The sequence below is a fragment of the Vallicoccus soli genome, from assembly GCF_003594885.1.
GTDB classification, from domain to species: Bacteria; Actinomycetota; Actinomycetes; order Motilibacterales; family Motilibacteraceae; genus Vallicoccus; species Vallicoccus soli.
In genome coordinates this window covers 336,795-353,406 of the sequence record NZ_QZEZ01000002.1, presented here as the reverse complement: position 1 = coordinate 353,406, position 16,612 = coordinate 336,795, and the positions used below count along the sequence as shown (strand labels likewise).

General features: G+C 76.5%; 21 protein-coding genes. 8 read left to right on the top strand and 13 right to left on the bottom strand.

Annotated elements, in window-relative coordinates; translation table 11 throughout:
- Positions 1 to 118: 118 nt before the first annotated feature.
- The 4 genes from D5H78_RS06845 (at position 119) to D5H78_RS06830 (ending at position 4,250) form a co-directional block, all read left to right on the top strand.
- A complete protein-coding gene (locus D5H78_RS06845; RefSeq protein ID WP_119949670.1) occupies positions 119 to 727 on the top strand; it encodes a DUF4190 domain-containing protein in 609 nt (202 codons plus the stop codon).
- A 74-nt stretch (positions 728 to 801) separates the two neighbouring features.
- Positions 802 to 2,250 carry a GAF domain-containing protein gene (locus tag D5H78_RS06840; protein ID WP_119949669.1) on the top strand — a complete coding sequence of 483 codons (1,449 nt, stop codon included), beginning with the start codon at positions 802 to 804 and terminating at the stop codon, positions 2,248 to 2,250.
- A 54-nt stretch (positions 2,251 to 2,304) separates the two neighbouring features.
- Complete coding sequence (adh, locus tag D5H78_RS06835; protein WP_119949668.1) at positions 2,305 to 3,828, top strand: aldehyde dehydrogenase; 1,524 nt, start codon at positions 2,305 to 2,307, stop codon at positions 3,826 to 3,828.
- 2 nt (positions 3,829 to 3,830) lie between these two features.
- Positions 3,831 to 4,250: a DUF779 domain-containing protein gene (locus D5H78_RS06830; protein WP_245941611.1), complete on the top strand. Its 420-nt coding sequence runs from the start codon at positions 3,831 to 3,833 to the stop codon at positions 4,248 to 4,250.
- 12 nt (positions 4,251 to 4,262) lie between these two features.
- Here the strand turns inward: D5H78_RS06830 and D5H78_RS19260 are convergent, their stop codons facing one another.
- The 6 genes from D5H78_RS19260 to D5H78_RS06800 form a co-directional block, all read right to left on the bottom strand.
- The gene (locus D5H78_RS19260; RefSeq protein WP_165865633.1) at positions 4,263 to 4,892 is read right to left on the bottom strand and encodes an AAA family ATPase; all 630 of its coding nucleotides are present in this window, start codon (positions 4,890 to 4,892) and stop codon (positions 4,263 to 4,265) included.
- A 77-nt stretch (positions 4,893 to 4,969) separates the two neighbouring features.
- Positions 4,970 to 6,331, bottom strand: coding sequence for a DUF2254 domain-containing protein (locus tag D5H78_RS06820; RefSeq protein ID WP_165865632.1), 1,362 nt, complete (start codon positions 6,329 to 6,331; stop codon positions 4,970 to 4,972).
- 89 nt (positions 6,332 to 6,420) lie between these two features.
- Positions 6,421 to 6,915, bottom strand: a complete 495-nt coding sequence (locus tag D5H78_RS06815) for a phosphatase domain-containing protein (RefSeq protein ID WP_218566321.1) — start codon at positions 6,913 to 6,915, stop codon at positions 6,421 to 6,423.
- A gap of 46 nt (positions 6,916 to 6,961) precedes the next feature.
- Entirely contained in the window at positions 6,962 to 7,438 is a 477-nt protein-coding gene (locus tag D5H78_RS06810) for a VOC family protein (protein WP_119949666.1), read from the bottom strand.
- 80 nt (positions 7,439 to 7,518) lie between these two features.
- Positions 7,519 to 7,719: a PspC domain-containing protein gene (locus tag D5H78_RS06805; protein WP_119949665.1), complete on the bottom strand. Its 201-nt coding sequence runs from the start codon at positions 7,717 to 7,719 to the stop codon at positions 7,519 to 7,521.
- 69 nt (positions 7,720 to 7,788) lie between these two features.
- Positions 7,789 to 8,160 (bottom strand): TfoX/Sxy family protein, encoded by a 372-nt coding sequence (locus D5H78_RS06800; protein WP_133412013.1) that lies wholly within the window; start codon positions 8,158 to 8,160, stop codon positions 7,789 to 7,791.
- Between D5H78_RS06800 and D5H78_RS19255 the strand changes: the two genes are divergently transcribed.
- On the top strand, positions 8,065 to 9,063 hold the full coding sequence (locus D5H78_RS19255) for an arginase family protein (protein WP_342782415.1): 999 nt from the start codon (positions 8,065 to 8,067) through the stop codon (positions 9,061 to 9,063). The genes D5H78_RS06800 and D5H78_RS19255 overlap by 96 nt on opposite strands.
- Before the next feature lie 10 nt (positions 9,064 to 9,073).
- Here D5H78_RS19255 and D5H78_RS06790 read toward each other — a convergent pair whose 3' ends face one another.
- Both D5H78_RS06790 and D5H78_RS06785 read right to left on the bottom strand, forming a co-directional pair.
- Positions 9,074 to 9,700 (bottom strand): maleylpyruvate isomerase family mycothiol-dependent enzyme, encoded by a 627-nt coding sequence (locus D5H78_RS06790; RefSeq protein WP_119949662.1) that lies wholly within the window; start codon positions 9,698 to 9,700, stop codon positions 9,074 to 9,076.
- Positions 9,701 to 9,740: 40 nt separating this feature from the next.
- The gene (locus tag D5H78_RS06785; protein ID WP_119949661.1) at positions 9,741 to 10,178 is read right to left on the bottom strand and encodes a VOC family protein; all 438 of its coding nucleotides are present in this window, start codon (positions 10,176 to 10,178) and stop codon (positions 9,741 to 9,743) included.
- 151 nt (positions 10,179 to 10,329) lie between these two features.
- On the opposite strand from D5H78_RS06785, the gene D5H78_RS06780 reads away from it, so the two are divergent.
- Together D5H78_RS06780 and D5H78_RS06775 are read left to right on the top strand one after the other, a co-directional pair.
- Positions 10,330 to 10,845: a putative immunity protein gene (locus tag D5H78_RS06780; RefSeq protein ID WP_119949930.1), complete on the top strand. Its 516-nt coding sequence runs from the start codon at positions 10,330 to 10,332 to the stop codon at positions 10,843 to 10,845.
- 175 nt (positions 10,846 to 11,020) lie between these two features.
- On the top strand, positions 11,021 to 11,215 hold the full coding sequence (locus D5H78_RS06775; protein WP_133412012.1) for a hypothetical protein: 195 nt from the start codon (positions 11,021 to 11,023) through the stop codon (positions 11,213 to 11,215).
- 313 nt (positions 11,216 to 11,528) lie between these two features.
- Here D5H78_RS06775 and glnA read toward each other — a convergent pair whose 3' ends face one another.
- On the bottom strand, positions 11,529 to 12,953 hold the full coding sequence (gene glnA, locus D5H78_RS06770; RefSeq protein ID WP_119949659.1) for a type I glutamate--ammonia ligase: 1,425 nt from the start codon (positions 12,951 to 12,953) through the stop codon (positions 11,529 to 11,531).
- A 242-nt stretch (positions 12,954 to 13,195) separates the two neighbouring features.
- Between glnA and D5H78_RS06765 the strand changes: the two genes are divergently transcribed.
- Positions 13,196 to 13,756, top strand: coding sequence for an RDD family protein (locus D5H78_RS06765; protein WP_119949658.1), 561 nt, complete (start codon positions 13,196 to 13,198; stop codon positions 13,754 to 13,756).
- A gap of 15 nt (positions 13,757 to 13,771) precedes the next feature.
- Here D5H78_RS06765 and D5H78_RS06760 read toward each other — a convergent pair whose 3' ends face one another.
- From D5H78_RS06760 to lipA, 4 genes are all read right to left on the bottom strand, one after another.
- Positions 13,772 to 14,458, bottom strand: a complete 687-nt coding sequence (locus D5H78_RS06760) for a DUF4191 domain-containing protein (RefSeq protein ID WP_119949657.1) — start codon at positions 14,456 to 14,458, stop codon at positions 13,772 to 13,774.
- A gap of 43 nt (positions 14,459 to 14,501) precedes the next feature.
- Positions 14,502 to 14,765 (bottom strand): hypothetical protein, encoded by a 264-nt coding sequence (locus D5H78_RS06755; RefSeq protein ID WP_119949656.1) that lies wholly within the window; start codon positions 14,763 to 14,765, stop codon positions 14,502 to 14,504.
- Between the two features lie 83 nt (positions 14,766 to 14,848).
- A complete protein-coding gene (locus D5H78_RS06750) occupies positions 14,849 to 15,616 on the bottom strand; it encodes a lysophospholipid acyltransferase family protein (RefSeq protein ID WP_119949655.1) in 768 nt (255 codons plus the stop codon).
- A gap of 35 nt (positions 15,617 to 15,651) precedes the next feature.
- Complete coding sequence (gene lipA, locus D5H78_RS06745) at positions 15,652 to 16,584, bottom strand: lipoyl synthase (protein WP_119949654.1); 933 nt, start codon at positions 16,582 to 16,584, stop codon at positions 15,652 to 15,654.
- Positions 16,585 to 16,612 lie beyond the last annotated feature (28 nt).

Here is a 16,612-nt window from a genome sequence, read left to right as displayed (position 1 = left end):
GGCACGCCCGTCCGGGGCCCGCCCGGCGCCGGTGGGGCGTCCCGCCGCGTAGCCGCGCCGCCCACGGGGTACCCGGGACGCACGCCGCGACCGCCGGCCCCGACGAGGAGGGACCCCCGTGAGCACCCCCGACGACCGCGAGCCCCGCGACCCGTACGCCCCGCCGCCCGGCGGGGCCAGCGCGGGCGGCGACCGGCCGCAGGACGCGTACGGCCAGCAGTACGGCCAGCAGCCCGGGTACGGCCAGCAGCCCGGTCACGGCCAGCAGCCCGGGTACGGCCAGCAGCCCGGGTACGGCCAGCAGCCCCAGTACGGCCAGCAGCCCGGGTACGGCCAGGGGTACGGCGGCGCGGGCTACGGGGAACCGGCCCGTGCCCCCCGCAACGGCCTCGGCATCGCGGCGCTGGTCTGCGGCGCCCTGGCGCTGCTCACCTTCTGGACCGTCTTCGGCGGCATCGTGCTCGGCGTGGCGGCCCTGGTGCTCGGCATCCTCGGGCGGGGGCGGGCGAAGCGGGGCGAGGCGACGAACGGCGGGCTGGCCATCACCGGGGCGGTCCTCGGGGTCCTCGGCGCCGCGCTGGCCGTCGCGATCATCGCCATCGGGGTCAGCTTCCTGAACTCCGAGACCGGCCAGTCGCTGCAGGACTGCCTGCGCGAGGCGGGCCAGGACCAGGCGGCGGTCGAGCAGTGCCAGCGGGACCTGCAGGAGGACCTCGGCGGGAACTGAGCGGCTCCGCCGAGCCCCGGCGGCGGGGGGTCCGCGCGGCTACCCTGTCGTGGACGAGGAAGCCGGAGGCGCCCGTGGTGCACCACGTCCCGAGCGCGGCGTACGCGGCCCCCCTGCCCGAGGACCCGGGGGCGGCGCTGCGGCGCATCGCCCGCGAGCACGACCGCTTGGTGTCGGCGCCCCCGGGGGCGGTGCAGGCGCCGCGCTCGGGCGTGCGGCCGGTGGTCGCAGCCTCCTGGCTGCGCTCTCTGCGCAGCGGCGTCGACCCCGCGACGGCCGCTCCCCTCGCGCTCGACGGCGAGGAGCTGCGCGCCTACCGCGCCGCGCACCCGCTCGCCCGGGTCATGCCGCTGCTGCGCGACCTGCTCGTCGACGTGGCGGAGGAGGCGGGCCACCTCGTGGCCGTCGGCGACGCGCACGGCCGGCTGCTGTGGGTCGAGGGGCACCGCGGGCTGCGCGCGCGGGCGGAGGCGATGCGCTTCGTCGAGGGCGCGCTGTGGTCCGAGGACGCCGCGGGCACGAACGCGCCGGGGACCGCGCTCGCGGTGGGCGCGCCGGTCGGCATCTGGACGGCGGAGCACTACGGCGTCGCGGTGCAGCCCTGGTCGTGCGCCGCGGCGCCCGTGCACGACCCGCTGACCCGCGATGTCATCGGCGTCGTCGACGTGACGGGCGAGCCCGACGTGGCCGGCCCGCGCACGCTCGCGCTCGTCCGCGCCGCCGCCGCGGCGGCGGAGGCCGAGCTGTCGCTGCTGCACCGGGCGGAGCGACGGGTGCCGCGGCGCACCGTGCGCGCCGCGCCCGCCCCCACCGCCCCGACCGCCGCGACCGCCGCGACCGCCGCGACCGCCGCGACCGCCGCGACCGCCCCGACCGTCGCGCAGCAGCCGGTCCGCCTCGAGGTGCTGGGCCGGGCGGGCGCCGCGCTCGACGCGGGCGGGCGCCGGCTCGAGCTGTCCCCCCGGCACAGCGAGATCGTGCTGCTGCTCGCGGCCCACCCGCGCGGGCTCACCGGCGAGCAGCTCGACGCCGCGCTCTTCGCCGACGCGGCCGCGGGCGCCACCGTGCGCGCGGAGGTCTTCCGGCTGCGCCGGGCGCTGGGGGAGGACCTGCTGGCCTCGCGGCCGTACCGGCTGGTGGCGCGGGTCGGGACGGACGTCGACGACGTGCGGCGCCACCTCGGCCGCGGCGCCGTGCTGCGCGCGCTCGACGCGTACGAGGGGCCGGTGCTGCCGGGCTCGGACGCGCCGTGGGTGCGCGGGCTGCGCGACGAGCTCGCCGCGGAGCTGCGCGAGGCGGTGCTCGCCTCCCGCAGCGCCAGGGCGCTCGGACGGTGGGCCGGCGGCCCGCACGGGCACGACGACCCGGCGGTTTGGCAGGCGCTCGACGCCGTGCTGCCGTACGGCTCCCCCCGCCGGGCCGCGGTCCGCGCGCGGCTGCGCGGGCTCGGGGCCGTGCCGGCGGCCGCCCCCGCGCCGCCCGCGCCTCGGCGTGCAACGTCGCTGCAACCTCGCAGCGGCTAGCGTCGGGGGCAGCGACCGGCAGTGGCGCCGGTCACGTCTCGACGAGGAGAGCTGATGGCGGTCTACGCGCCCCCCGGCCAGGACGGCAGCCCCGTCACCTACCGGTCCCGCTACGAGAACTGGATCGGTGGCGAGTGGGTGGCCCCCGTCAAGGGCCAGTACTTCGAGAACCCCTCGCCGGTGAACGGCAAGGTCTTCTGCGAGGTCGCGCGCAGCACCGCGGAGGACGTCGAGCTCGCGCTGGACGCCGCCCACGCCGCGGCGCCCGCGTGGGGCCGCACGTCCACCACGGAGCGCGCGGTCATCCTCAACAAGATCGCCGACCGCATCGAGGCCAACCTCGAGATGCTGGCCGTCGGGGAGACCTGGGACAACGGCAAGCCGGTCCGCGAGACGATGGCCGCCGACCTGCCCCTGGCCGTCGACCACTTCCGCTACTTCGCGGGGGTCGTACGGGCCCAGGAGGGCCACATCTCGCAGATCGACGACAACACCGTGGCGTACCACTTCCAGGAGCCGCTGGGCGTCGTCGGGCAGATCATCCCGTGGAACTTCCCGCTGCTCATGGCGACCTGGAAGCTCGCCCCGGCGCTCGCGGCGGGCAACGCGGTCGTCCTGAAGCCGGCCGAGCAGACGCCCGCCTCGATCATGCTGCTCGTCGAGCTCATCGGCGACCTGCTGCCCGCGGGCGTGCTCAACGTCGTCAACGGCTTCGGCGTCGAGGCCGGCAAGCCGCTCGCGTCCAGCCCGCGCATCAGGAAGATCGCCTTCACCGGCGAGACCACCACGGGCCGGCTGATCATGCAGTACGCGAGCCAGAACCTCATCCCGGTCACGCTCGAGCTCGGCGGCAAGAGCCCCAACATCTTCTTCGAGGACGTCGCCGCGACCGAGGACGCGTTCTACGACAAGGCGCTCGAGGGCTTCGCGATGTTCGCCCTCAACCAGGGCGAGGTGTGCACCTGCCCGAGCCGGGCGCTCATCCAGGCCTCGATCTACGACCAGTTCCTCAGCGCGGGTACTGACCGCGTCAAGGCGATCGTGCAGGGCAACCCGCTCGACACCGACACGATGATCGGCGCGCAGGCCAGCAACGACCAGCTCGAGAAGATCCTCAGCTACATCGACATCGGCACGCAGGAGGGCGCGCGCATCATCACCGGCGGCGAGCGCGTCGACCTCGGCGGCGACCTGTCCGGCGGCTACTACGTCGCACCGACGATCTTCGAGGGCACCAACCGGATGCGGGTGTTCCAGGAGGAGATCTTCGGCCCGGTCGTCTCGGTCACGCGCTTCACCGACTACGCCGACGCGATGTCCATCGCGAACGACACGCTGTACGGCCTGGGCGCCGGCGTGTGGTCCCGCGACATCAACACCGCGTACCGGGCGGGCCGCGAGATCCAGGCCGGGCGGGTGTGGACCAACTGCTACCACCAGTACCCGGCGCACGCGGCGTTCGGCGGCTACAAGCAGTCCGGCATCGGCCGGGAGAACCACCGGATGATGCTCGACCACTACCAGCAGACGAAGAACCTGCTCGTGTCGTACGACGAGAACAAGCTCGGGTTCTTCTGACCGTGGGCGGCGACGCGGTCGGCACGGCGGGCACCGGGGAGCAGCACCTCGGGCGCCGCGTCGACGTCACCCCGGAGGCGGCGGAGCTCTTCCGCCGCCTCCGGGCGCAGCACGGGCCGCTCATGGTCCACCAGTCCGGCGGGTGCTGCGACGGCAGCAGCCCCATGTGCTACCCGGACGGCGACTTCCTCACCGGCGACGGGGACGTGCACCTCGGCGACCTGCAGGTCGGCGAGGGCCAGGCGGTGCCCATGTGGATGTCCCGCGCGCAGTTCGAGTACTGGCGGCACACCCACCTGACGGTCGACGTCGTGGACGGCCGCGGCGCCGGCTTCTCGCTGGAGGCGCCGGAGGGGCGGCGGTTCCTCGTCCGCTCCCGGCTGCTCACCGAGGACGAGCTGCGCGACCTCGGCGAGCTCTGAGCGCGGCGCGGCTCAGGAGGGCCTGCCCGGGGTGCCCGGCAGGCCCTCCGGGCCGCGCGCGCCGAGGAGGCGCACGCCCTCGCGCAGGTCGACCAGCGCCGGGGCGAGGCGCAGGGGCGCCCCGGGGTGCACCTCGGCGACGAGGGAGAAGCCCTCCGCGCGCAGCAGCTCGCAGCTCAGCAGCGAGCGGCGGTGGTGCTGCGCGGCGAGGGCGTACCGGGGGACCTGCTCGTCCTCGGGCCGCGCCTCCGTCCGCCGGGCGAGCACGTCCAGCGGCTCGGCGGGGGTCAGCAGCGCGACCGCCGGCAGCCCGGCCCGGTCCGCCGCGACGACGTGGGCGATCCGCGACGGGCGCCGCAGGTGCGTGGCGTCGGCGACGTAGCCGTGACCCGCCTCGAGCAGCGCGCGCTGCGCGGCCTCGGCCCGGCGCACGGCGGTGAGCGAGTAGTCCTGCAGGGCCCGGGGCTCGCGCCCGCTGCGCACGTGCGCCGCGCGGGCGCTGCGGCGCAGGTCGTCGAGCGACACGACGTGGCCCGGGTCGACGCCGGCGCGCACGAGCGCCCCGCGCAGCGTCGTCTTGCCCGACGACGACGGGCCGACGAGCACCACGACGGCGGGGTGCGGGACCACGGGCACGTCCACCCTGCACTCATCACCGTTCGTGACCGGTCCACACGTGCCGGGCCCCGCGACTGCCGGTCCTGCGCCCCCGCCGACGCTCAGATCGACCGCGTCTCCCCGGCCCGGTCGCGGTACGCGGCGTCGACGTCGCCGGCGAGCGCCAGCCCGACCCTCCGGTGCAGGTCCTGCACGGCGGCGGCGTCCTGCGCGAGCACGTCGTCGCCGAGCTGGGCGAGCACGAGCGCGGCCTGGTCGGCGACGTCCCGGCGCTGGTCCTCGTCGCGGGCCGCGACCGCCGTGTCGCGCAGCAGGCGCAGCAGGGCGGTGAGGACGACCGGCTCCGAGCGCCCCGAGCGGCGGACCTGGGCGCAGACGAGGTCGAGGTAGTAGCGCAGGTCGCGGTCGGGCAGCACCGCGCGCACGGCGCCGCCCTCGTCGCGGACCACCTGCGGCCCCAGCCGCCGGCCCTGCAGGCGCACGAGGAGGTCCGCGCAGTAGCCGAGGGCCTCCGCCGCGGTCGTCGGGTCGTTCACGGCGGGGGAGACCGCCTTGAGGGCGATGTCGGTCAGCTGGCGCAGCCCGAACGCGACGTCCTGCTCCTCGGTCCGCTCGAAGCGGAGCACGACCGCCTCCGCCAGGTCGCGGGCGAGGTCCTCGACCGGCACCCCGCGCCCCGGCGGTGCGAAGGCGCTGGCCACGGGCGCCCCCTGCACGACCGCGTCGCCCGGGCGCACCCCGAGCAGGAGCACGACGTCGTGCCGGCGGGCGGCGGCCACCAGGGGCTCCGGGCGCACCACGCTGACGAACCCGCTGCTCCACGCCGGGACGAGCACGCCGCCGGCCGGGCCGGGGAGGTCGGGGGACGGCGCCTCCGGCCCCTCGCCGTACGGGTGGTACGCCGTGCCGATGCTGGCGACGGTGTCGTGGTGCACCGACTCCATCATCGTGTGCACCCGCAGCCGCCGGACGATGTGCGCGACGAAGGCCACGAGCACCACCGCGGCGGCCAGCCCGAGCAGCAGCGACAGGAGCAGGGCGAGCACCGGGAGCGGGCGCTCGGGGTCGAGCCCGCGCAGGGTCGTCAGGGAGACGACGAACGCGGACACGAGCACCGCCATCGCCGCCTGCACCTGCCAGTCGCGGGCGAACGAGCGCAGCAACCGGGGCGAGAACTGCTGCGAGGCGAGCTGCAGCGCGACGACCGTCAGCGAGAAGGTCAGGCTGGCCGCGGTCACCGAGGCGGTCGCCACCGTCTGGAGCAGGGCGGTGGCCGAGGAGGCGTCACCCGGCCACGTGCGCTCGGCCAGCCCGCTCGCCGGCTCGGGGCGCACCCGCAGCAGGAGCAGCGCGACGAGGAACGCCGTACCCGCCCCGACCGCGGGCCAGAACCAGAGGGACGCCCGGACCTCCTCGCTCGAGGGGCGCCGCCGCCCCGACGACCGCCCGGCACCGTCGCCCACGCGCCCCCGCCTCCCGTGCGTCGCGCGGCGCCCGGTCCGGCGCCGCGCCGGGCTGCTGCCCCGGACGCGGACGGGCATGCGCACGGCCCTCAGGCGCCCCCGTCGCGCTCCTGCACCCCGTGCAGGACCTCGCGCTCCTCGCGGGCCTCGCCCATCCAGGTGGCGTGGAGCACGGTGAAGCCGGCGCGGCGCGCGGCGCGCACGACCGCCGGGTCGTCGTCGACGAGCACGTCCAGCGGGCGCTCGCGGGCGAGGCGGCGCAGCAGACCGATCTTCACCACGGCGGCGGGGCGGCGGTCGCCCTCCGGGCGCAGCACGAGCTCGCCGGGGGGCAGCCCGTGCTCGCGCAGCCAGGCCGCGGTGTCGCGGCGGCAGCGCTCCGGCCGCCCGCTGAGCCACACCAGGTCGTGGTCCTGCACGAGCCGGCGCACCACGGCCTCGCCCTCGGGCAGCACCGCGTCGTCCCGGGCCGCGGCGAAGAACGCGTCCCACCGGCGCGGGCGCCCCGCCACGAGGTGCAGCCGGTGCCGCACGTCGGCCACCGTGCCGTCGAGGTCCACCGCGGCGTACGGCAGCGCGTCCACGCGGCGAGCGTACGGGGGCGGCCGGGACGTCCCCGGCCGCGCCTCCTCAGGCCTGCGTCGCGGCCCACTCGGCGAGCCGGCGCTCCTCCTCCTCGGGGCTGACGTCCTCGACGCGGGTCATGACGGCCCAGCGGTGGCCGTACGGGTCCACGATGGACGCGTAGCGGTCGCCGGTGACGAAGGTGTTCGGCTCCTCGCGCACGCGCGCGCCCCGCTCGACCGCGGCGGCGAACACGGCGTCGACGTCGGGGACGTACACGCAGGTCGACGCGGTGACCGCCTGCGCGGACGGGTCCGGCGCCACGAGGCCGTACGCCTCGAGCGGGTCGCTGAGCTGGAGCCGCCCGTCGTCACCGAGGGCGAGCTCCGCGTGCAGCACGTTGCCGTCGGGGCCGTCCATCCGGCTGAGGACGCGCGCGCCGAGGACCGCCTCGTAGAAGGCGACGGCCTCCGCCGCCGGCGAGCAGACGAGGAACGGGGTCAGGGTCGGGTAGCCGTCGGGCCGGCCGTCGGTGATCGCCATGCCGCGATCGTGCTCCCGCGGTCGTCGGCGGGCTTGATGCAACCCGACACCGGCTGAGCCGGCCGTCGCTGCGCGGGGCCTCACTCGGCGGGCAGCAGGAACCAGAGCGCGAGGTAGAGCAGGACCTGGGGGCCGGGCAGCACGCAGGAGACGACGAAGAGGACGCGCACCGTCCCCGTGCCGAGGCCGGTGCCGCGGGCGATCGCGCCGCAGACGCCGCCGATCAGCCGCCGCCGGGGGCGGACCCAGGCGCTGCCGGCCGGGAGGTTCGAGCGGGCCATGGCGTCTCCTCGCGTCGCTGCGGTGGCGCGGCCGCGCCGACCGTCGCCCCATCGTGCCCGACGGCGCCGTCAGCGGGGCGCCGCGCGCGCGTCGAGGCCGACCCCCACCCAGTACGCCAGGTCCCCGTCGTCCTCGATCCGCGGCCGCGGCACGGTGAGCCAGCCGCGGCCCATGGGCCGGTCCTCGCCCATCCACGCGGGCTCGCCGCCCCGAAGCAGCAGGTCGTCGTACCGCGCCGGGTCGGTGCGCACGAGCAGGCTGCCGTCGCGCCCGGCGGCGACGGCCAGCTGCTCGTCGACCATGAAGGAGACGCCCCCGAACATCCGCACCTCCCGGACGTCACCGTGCGGTCGCAGCACCTCGCGCAGGCGCTGCACGAGGGCGTCGCGCGCCGCGGGGGCGGGCCCTGCGGCGCCGCGCGCCGGTGCGGAGCGGGTCACGGGCCACCTCCTCGAGGTCGCGTACGGACCCCGACCGTGGCGCCTGCGCGACCGCGCGTCAAGGGCGGCCCCGGCCCCGGGCCGTGCGGGCGCACCCGCTCGGGCCGGCCGCGGCGCTCGGCACCCCTCGCGGGGCCGCGGCCGCTCGCGCCGACGCGGGGTGGGCGCGTAGGGGGCCCGAGCGGCCTGCTCGACGAGCCCGGACTGGCGCGCCTGGTGCGCCGGACCCGCCGTGCCGTGACCGGCGCGCGGCGCGCCGGGCTGCGCCCGCTGCTCGTGGGCGGCGACTGCGCGGTGGTGCTCGATGCCCTGGCGGCGCTGCGCGACGAGCACGGGCGCGCGGGGCTGCTCATGGCCGACGGCCACGAGGACGCGTGGCCCCCGCGCGCGTCCACCACGGGCGAGGCGTCGGACAGCGAGCTGGGCGTCGCGCTCGGGCTGGTGCCCGACCCTCCCCGGGAGCTGCGCGAGGTGGGCGGCGTCGTGGCCCCGTCGGCCGTCGCCCTGCTCGGCCTGCGCGACCGGGACGAGCTCGACGCCGCGGGAGTCGCGACGCTGGCTGCGGTGGTGGGCACGTCCGTCGGCGCCGCGCACGTGCCGGACCGCCCCGGCGCCCTGGTCCGGGAGGCCCTCCAGCGGCTCGACGCGCCGGCGTGGCGGCTGCACGTCGACCTCGACGTGCAGCGCACCGGCGCCTTCCCCGCGGTCGGCTACCCGCAGCCGGGCGGCCTGACGTGGGACCAGCTGACCGAGCTGGCCGTCACCGCCTGGCGCTCCCCGGGCTGCGCGGGGGCGAGCGTCGCGGTCTACGACCCGGACCTCGACCCGGACCGCCGCAGCGCCCGGCGCCCCGTCGACGTCCTCGGCGAGCTCGTGGGCGACCCCGGCGCCGCAGGGGGCTGAGGGGGCGCGGTCACGCCGCCCGGGCGCGCAGGACCGGCAGGCCGTCGCCCCGCAGGGCGTCGAGCGCCGCGCCGCGACCGGCCACGGCCAGCGCCAGCGCGTCGGCGGGTCCGGCGACCTCGGGGCCGTCGCCGTGCGCCCAGTCGAGGTCGTCCGCCGCGAACCGCAGGCCGTCCACCCTGCCCCGGGCGACGATGCCGCGCGCGGAGCGCCCGACGAGGAAGTCCAGCGACGCCCGCAGCCGCTCCTCGGGCACGTCCCGGGACAGGCCCAGCGGCCACCGGATGTCGAGGCCGTGCACGATCAGGTCGGTGAGGGGGGCCTCGGGGCCGGCGCCGGGCGGGGTGAAGCGCGAGCCGGCCCCGCGCCGCAGCACGTCGACGATCTCGTCGACCGGGCGGCGTGCCTGCCGGCGGGTGAGGCGGTCGTTGGCGCGGTCGACGTCGCCGCGGCAGACGAGCACGGTCGCCAGGAAGGTCGGCACGCCCACCTCGAGCGGCAGGACGAGGTGCGCCGCGACGTCGTGCACGCGCCACCCGGCGCACAGGCTGGGCGCTGCCAGCTGCTCCGCGGACAGGCCCGCCAGCAGGTCGGCCACCGCCCGGCGCTCGTCGGCGATCTCCGCGAAGACGTCCACGGCGGGATCGTGCCACCGCCGGGCGGGCCACGACCGCCGGTCAGCCCCTCCGGAGCTCCTCGGCGAGCATGACGATGATGCCGTCGGGGCCGCGGACGTACGTGAGCCGGTAGACGTCCTCGTAGGTCGCCACGCCGCGCAGCGGGTGGCAGCCGTGCCGCGCGGCGACCTCGAGGGCGGCGTCGAGGTCGTCGACGGAGAAGGCCACGCGGTGCATGCCCACCTGGTTCGGCCGGGTGGGCCCGGCCTCGACCGCCTCCGGGTGGAGGTACTGGAACAGCTCGAGGCGGCCGTGGCCGTCGGGCGTCTGCAGCATCGCGATCCGGGCGTGGTTGCCGTCGAGCCCGACGGCGGTGTCCGTCCACTCGCCGCTGACCTCGTCGCGGCCGAGGACCGTCAGGCCGAGGTCGGTGAAGAAGGCGATCGCCGCCTCGAGGTCCCGGACGGCGATGCCGACGTTCTCGAGCTTGATGGGCATGCGCCGCACCGTACTCAGCCGCGGCCCCGTGCGGGAGCCCGGCGAGGGGCGCGGCGGCGACGACCGGTGGGGCGCGGCCCCGCTGCCCGCCGTCCGTACGCTGCGCCCGGGGAGCCCGGCCTCCCCACGGGTGGACGACGGGAGCTCGACGATGATCCTGCCGGCGGTGCGCGACCCGCGCTTCGTCACCCTCCGCCGCGGGGGGACCCTCACCGACGCGGACCACCACCTGCTCGCGCTGTGGGCGGCGACGTGCGCCGAGCACGTCCTCGGGCTGTTCGAGCGGGCCCGGCCGGAGGACCCGCGACCGCGGCGCGCCGTCGAGCACGCCCGGGCCTGGGCGCGCGGCGAGGTCGGCATGATGCAGGCCCGCGCGGCGGGCGGGCACGCCATGGGCGCCGCCCGGGACCTGGCCGGTGCGCCGCGCCACGCCGCGTACGCCGCGGGGCAGGCCGCGGTGGTCGCCCACGTCGCCGCGCACGAGCTCGGCGCGGCCGCGTACGCCATCAAGGCCGCCCGCGCCGCCGCGCCGGCCGGCACCGCCGAGGCCGCGGGGCGGCGCGAGTGCCGCTGGCAGCGCGAGCAGCTCCCGGCGGAGGTCCGCGAGCTCGTGCTCGACGACCAGCGGCTGCGCAACGCCCTCTGCTGGTCGGTCTTCGACTGCTGAGCGGCGCTCGACGCGCCGGGGACCTCAGCCCACCGCCTGGCGGCGGGCGTCCCGCCCGCGGGGCTGGTGCAGGGGGGAGCCGTGACGGGCCCGGGGGTCGACGAGAACGGCGGAGACGCGGTGGCGATCGGGCGCTAGCGTGCCCGAGCGGGCTCGAGCGAGGAGGCAGGTCGACATGACGAGGCGTCGGAAGGGCCGACCGCAGGACCTCGCGGTGGGGCTCATCGTCAGCACCGGCAGCGAGGCGGAGCTACTGCGCGACCACGTCAGTGACTTCGCCGCAGCCGCTACCGAGCGGCGCATCATCGAGCGGGACGGCTTCATCACCTACGGCGTCGCGGGCATGTCGATGCCCACGGACGAGGTCTAGCCCCTCCTGGTGGCTGGACCGGGTGCCGGGCGGCGGTGCGTCAGCGGCACCACCTCGCCGCTGAGGACGGCGCGGACCGGACACGGCCGTCGTCAGCCGAGCGGGTCACGTACCTGCGCGTCCCCGTGCGGGCCTGGGACGAGGTGCCGACGGCACGACCGTCGTGCTGCTGGCCCTGGCCGGGCTCGTGACCGGGGCGCTGCGCGGGGACCGGTGACGGCTGGCCCTGCCGCGACGCAGGAGAGGCGGGCCCCTGGTCGGGGCCCGCCTCTCCTGGTCGTGCCCGGCGCGGCTCCTGCGAGCCGCGTGCCGGTCAGATGTCGAAGTAGAGCTCGAACTCGTGCGGGTGCGGGCGCAGGCGGATCGGGTCGACCTCGTTCGCGCGCTTCCAGTCGATCCACGTCTCGATGAGGTCCGGCGTGAAGACGCCGCCGTCGAGGAGGTACTCGTGGTCGGCCTCGAGGCGGTCGAGCACCGCGGGGAGCGTGCCCGGCACCTGCGGGATGCTGCCGTGCTCGTCCGGCGGGAGCTCGTACAGGTCCTTGTCGATCGGCTGCGCCGGCTCGATCTTGTTCTTGATGCCGTCGAGCCCGGCCATGAGCATCGCCGAGAAGGCGAGGTACGGGTTGCACGACGGGTCCGGCACGCGGAACTCGATGCGCTTCGCCTTCGGGTTCGCGCCCGTGATCGGGATGCGGATGCAGGCCGAGCGGTTGCGCTGGGAGTAGACCAGGTTGACCGGCGCCTCGTAGCCCGGGACCAGGCGGTGGTACGAGTTCACCGTCGGGTTGGTGAAGGCCAGCAGCGACGGGGCGTGCTTGAGCAGGCCGCCGATGTAGTAGCGCGCCATGTCCGACAGGCCGGCGTAGCCGAGCTCGTCGTAGAAGAGCGGCGAGCCGTCCTTCCACAGCGACTGGTGGCTGTGCATGCCCGAGCCGTTGTCGCCGAAGAGCGGCTTCGGCATGAAGGTCACGGTCTTGCCGGCGGCCCAGGCGGTGTTCTTGATGAGGTACTTGAACATCATGACCTGGTCGGCCGCGTGCTTGAGCGTGGAGAACTTGTAGTTGATCTCCGACTGCCCGGCGGTGCCCACCTCGTGGTGCGCGCGCTCCACCTCGAGGCCGGCGGCGGTGAGCGCCAGGGTCATCTTGTCGCGCAGGTCGGCGTAGTGGTCGACCGGCGGGACGGGGAAGTACCCGCCCTTGTAGCGCGTCTTGTAGCCCCGGTTGCCGCCCTCCTCGGAGCGGCCGGTGTTCCACGCCGCCTCGATGGAGTCGATGTAGTAGTAGCCCGCGTTCTGCTTCGTCTCGAAGCGGACGTCGTCGAAGATGTAGAACTCCGCCTCGGCGCCGAAGAAGGCGGTGTCGGCGATGCCGGTGCCCTTGAGGTGCGCCTCGGCCTTCGCGGCCACGGCCCGCGGGTCGCGGCTGTAGAGCTCGTCGGTGAACGGGTCGACGATGGAGAAGTTCATCGCGATCGTCTTCTCGGCCCGGAACGGGTCCACGAACGCCGTCGACGGGTCCGGGATGAGCTTCATGTCGGACTCGTGGATGGCCTGGAAGCCCCGGATCGAGGAGCCGTCGAACATCTGGCCCTCGGTGAAGAAGTCCTCGGTGAGCGACTGCGCCGGGACGTTGAAGTGCTGCATGACGCCGGGGAGGTCGCAGAACCTCACGTCGACGAACTTGACGTCCTCGTCCCTGATGTAGCGCAGGACCTCGTCCGCGTTGCTGAACATCCATCCTCCGGGTGGGCAGGCGCGGCTGGCTCTCGCCGCGGGCGTGACCAACGTAGGGACCGGCAGTTTCCCGACCATGACTTCCGCGTTTCCCCGGCGTTACGGACCCGCCGGGGCGTGCCGCCACCGTAGACCCTGCACGTGACGGGGGTGCGTCGGTGCCGGGTCGGTGCCGGGTCGGTGCCGGGTCGGTGCCGGGTCGCCGCCGGGCGCGCTCCGCCCGCGGCGCGTAGCCTCGACGGGTGGCGCGTGCGCAGCGGTCGGGGAGGTCGGGCTCGGGCCCGCGGTCGTCCGGGGGTCCCGGGGACGAGGGGCAGCGGGCCCGCCGGCCGGGGCTCGACAGCCGCCAGGTCGTCGGCAGCTGGCTCGAGGGCCCGCGCGCCGCCGCGGAGGCCGCCGGCGTCGCGTTCGGCTACCGCGGCGAGCGGCTCGGCCTGCCCGAGACCGGGCCCGGCAGCGTCGCCGGCTTCGGCCGGCGCCTGGCCGCCCTCGCCGTGGACTGGGTCCTCTGCCTGCTCGTCGCGACGCTCGTCGCCCCCTACGGCAGCCTCGACCACTCCCTCGCGACGCTGGGCGTGCTCGTCGCCGAGGTCGGCGTGCTCACCGGGACGCTCGGCACGAGCGTGGGGCACCGCCTGCTCGGCCTGCGCGTCGTGCGTCTCGACGCCCCGGTGCCCGTCGGCCTCGCGCGCGGGCTGCTGCGCGCCGTGCTCATCGCCCTCGTCGTGCCCGCCGCGGTGTGGGACCGCGACGGGCGCGGGCTGCACGACAAGGCCGTGCGCACCGCCGTCGTGCGCGCCTGAGCCGCGCCCGGGCGCTCAGCGCATCTGCGGCCCGCGGGGCAGGCGCGCGCCCTTGGGCAGCGGCCCCTTGGGCAGCGGGACCGCGGCGGCGCCCATCGCCTTGAGGCGCCGCTGGGTCTCGTCGATCTGTGGGCCGCGCAGCGTGCGCGGCATCTTCTGCACCGTGCGGTTGAGCTTGCCGAGCGCCACCTGGCCCTCGCCGTCGCCGACGACGAGCTCGTGGACGCTGACGTCGGGGACGACCCGGCCGAGCCGCTTGCGCTCCTGGGCCATGAGCCCGCCGAGGCGCCCCGGCGCCCCCTCGCCGACGAGGACGATGCCCGGCGCGCCGACCGCGCGGTGCACCACGTCCTGGCTGCGGGTGACCGCGACCGCCGGCGTGACGTACCAGCCGCGCTTGAGGGTCTGCAGCACCGCGAGCGCCGCGCCCTTCTGGCCCTCGATCTGCGCGTAGGCCGCGCGCTCGGCGCGGCGGCCGAAGACGATCGTCCAGGCGAGGAAGCCGCACAGGACGCCGAGGACGCCCAGGTAGACCGGGTGCCCGACGAGGAAGCCCAGCGCCAGCAGCACGGCGAAAACCCCGAGGCCCCACGCCCCGCTCACCAGCCCGACCCTCGGGTCGACCTTGCGGGTCATGCGGTACGTCGCCCGGATCTGCGCGATCCGTCCCTGCTTGCTGGGGTCGCGCTGCTTCCTCGCCATGGTGCCGAGGATACGGGCCGCGCGGGGTCGCCCGGGCGGGTGCTCAGCCCCGCAGGGCGTCGTGCCGGGCGTCGTGCCGGGCGTCGTCCCGGGCGTCCTGCCGGGCGTCCTGCCGGGGCAGGTGCAGCGCGGCCAGCTCGCGCTGGGCGGCGGCGCGCTCGGCGGCGCGCAGCGCGTCGGCGTGGACCGCCGCCCCGGCGTTGCGCAGGGCCGTCGCGTGCCCGTCCCAGCGGCTCAGCAGCCGGGCCGCGGCGCGCGCCCCGGCCACGAGCAGGGGGGCGGGCGGTGCGGTCGTCCTCGTGCTCATCCCGGCTCCCTCCCGCGGCGCCCCCCGTGGCCACCGCGCCGCTCAGTCCACCGCGCCCCGGTTGCCGCGCGATGACGTCGCGGTCACGCCCCGTCGACGGTCCGGCTGCCCTCCGCCCCGGGCGCCGGGTCGGGCTGCGGGGCGGGCGGGAGGTCGGGCGCGGGGGCGCTGCCGCCCAGGCGGGCCGGCAGCCACCAGCCGTCCTCGGGGGAGGCGGGGCGGTCCTCGTACGCCTCCTGGGCCTGGTGCAGCAGGTCGCTCATCCGGCGGCGCAGCTCCACGGCGGCCGCCTCGACGTCGCCGCCGCGCGGGACGACGAGCGGCTCGCCCACGTACACGTGCACCGGGATGCGGTGGCGCCCCAGCTGCCGCGGGCGCCCCTTCGTCCACACCCGCTGGCTGCCCCACACGGCCGTGGGCAGCAGCGGCACCCCGGCGTCGCGGGCCATGCGCACCGCGCCGGACTTGAAGGGGCCGAGCTCGTAGGTCCGCGAGACGGTGGCCTCGGGGAAGACGCCGACGACCTCGCCCGCCTTCAGGGCGGTGACGGCGGCCCGGTACGAGGCCGCCCCCGCGGCGCGGTCCACGTTGATGTGCCGCATGCCGCGCATGAGCGGCCCTGCCACGCGGTGGTCGAAGACCTCGCGCTTGGCCATGAAGCGGACGTAGCGGCCGGCGGGGCGGGCGGCCAGGCCGACGTACGTGAAGTCCATGTAGCCCAGGTGGTTGCACGCCATGACCGCGCCGCCCTCGCGCGGGACGTGCTCGGTGCCGCGCAGGGTGAACCGCAGCCCCTGCAGCGCGAAGACCGAGCGGGCCAGGCCGATGACGGGCGGGTAGACGAGCTCCACGGCGCGACCGTACCCCCCGCGGGGCGGGGCGGGCGTCAGGACGTGACGCGGGCGGCGCGGGCCTGCTCGTAGAGCCGGCCGGCCCGGTACGACGAGCGCACCAGCGGCCCGGAGAGCACCCCCGCGAAGCCGATCTCCTCGGCGACGCGGGCCAGCTCCACGAACTCCTCCGGCTTGACCCAGCGCTCGACCGGGTGGTGCCGGGGGCTCGGGCGGAGGTACTGGGTGATCGTCACGAGGTCGCAGCCGGCGCCGTGCAGGTCGCGCAGCGCCTCGACGACCTCCTCGGTCGTCTCGCCCATGCCGAGGATGAGGTTGCTCTTGGTGACCAGCCCGTCGGCGCGCGCCGAGGTGAGGACGGAGAGCGAGCGCTCGTACCGGAAGCCGGGGCGGATGCGCTTGAAGATGCGCGGCACGGTCTCCACGTTGTGCGCGAGCACCTCGGGGCGGGAGGAGAAGACCTCCGCCAGCTGCTCGGGCACGGCGTTGAAGTCGGGGATGAGCACCTCGACGCCGGTGCCGGGGTTGAGCGCGTGGATCTGGCGCACCGTCTCGGCGTAGAGCCACGCGCCGCCGTCGGGCTGGTCGTCGCGCGCCACGCCCGTCACCGTGGCGTAGCGCAGGCCCATCGCCTGCACCGACTCGGCCACCCGTCGCGGCTCGTCGCGGTCGAGCTCCACCGGCTTGCCGGTGTCGATCTGGCAGAAGTCGCAGCGGCGGGTGCACTGGTCGCCGCCGATGAGGAACGTCGCCTCGCGGTCCTCCCAGCACTCGTAGATGTTGGGGCAGCCCGCCTCCTCGCACACCGTGTGCAGGCCCTCGCGCCGCACGAGCGACTTCAGCTCGGTGTACTCCGGCCCGGTGCGCACCCTCGTCTTGATCCACGAGGGCTTCTTCTCGATGGGGACCTCGCTGTTGCGGACCTCGAGGCGCAGGAGCTTGCGGCCGTCGGGGGCGACAGCGGTCACGGGGTCCTCCGGGGGGTCGTCGTGCTCG

Coding starts and splice junctions, on each gene's coding strand:
- adh (WP_119949668.1), top strand. CDS start 2,305: ATGGCGGTCTACGCGCCCCCCGGCCAGGACGGCAGCCCCGTCACCTAC.
- D5H78_RS06810 (WP_119949666.1), bottom strand. CDS start 7,438: ATGGCGATCACCGACGGCCGGCCCGACGGCTACCCGACCCTGACCCCG.
- D5H78_RS06805 (WP_119949665.1), bottom strand. CDS start 7,719: ATGGCCCGCTCGAACCTCCCGGCCGGCAGCGCCTGGGTCCGCCCCCGG.
- D5H78_RS06785 (WP_119949661.1), bottom strand. CDS start 10,178: ATGCCCATCAAGCTCGAGAACGTCGGCATCGCCGTCCGGGACCTCGAG.
- D5H78_RS06780 (WP_119949930.1), top strand. CDS start 10,330: ATGATCCTGCCGGCGGTGCGCGACCCGCGCTTCGTCACCCTCCGCCGC.
- D5H78_RS06775 (WP_133412012.1), top strand. CDS start 11,021: ATGACGAGGCGTCGGAAGGGCCGACCGCAGGACCTCGCGGTGGGGCTC.
- glnA (WP_119949659.1), bottom strand. CDS start 12,953: ATGTTCAGCAACGCGGACGAGGTCCTGCGCTACATCAGGGACGAGGAC.
- D5H78_RS06760 (WP_119949657.1), bottom strand. CDS start 14,458: ATGGCGAGGAAGCAGCGCGACCCCAGCAAGCAGGGACGGATCGCGCAG.
- D5H78_RS06755 (WP_119949656.1), bottom strand. CDS start 14,765: ATGAGCACGAGGACGACCGCACCGCCCGCCCCCCTGCTCGTGGCCGGG.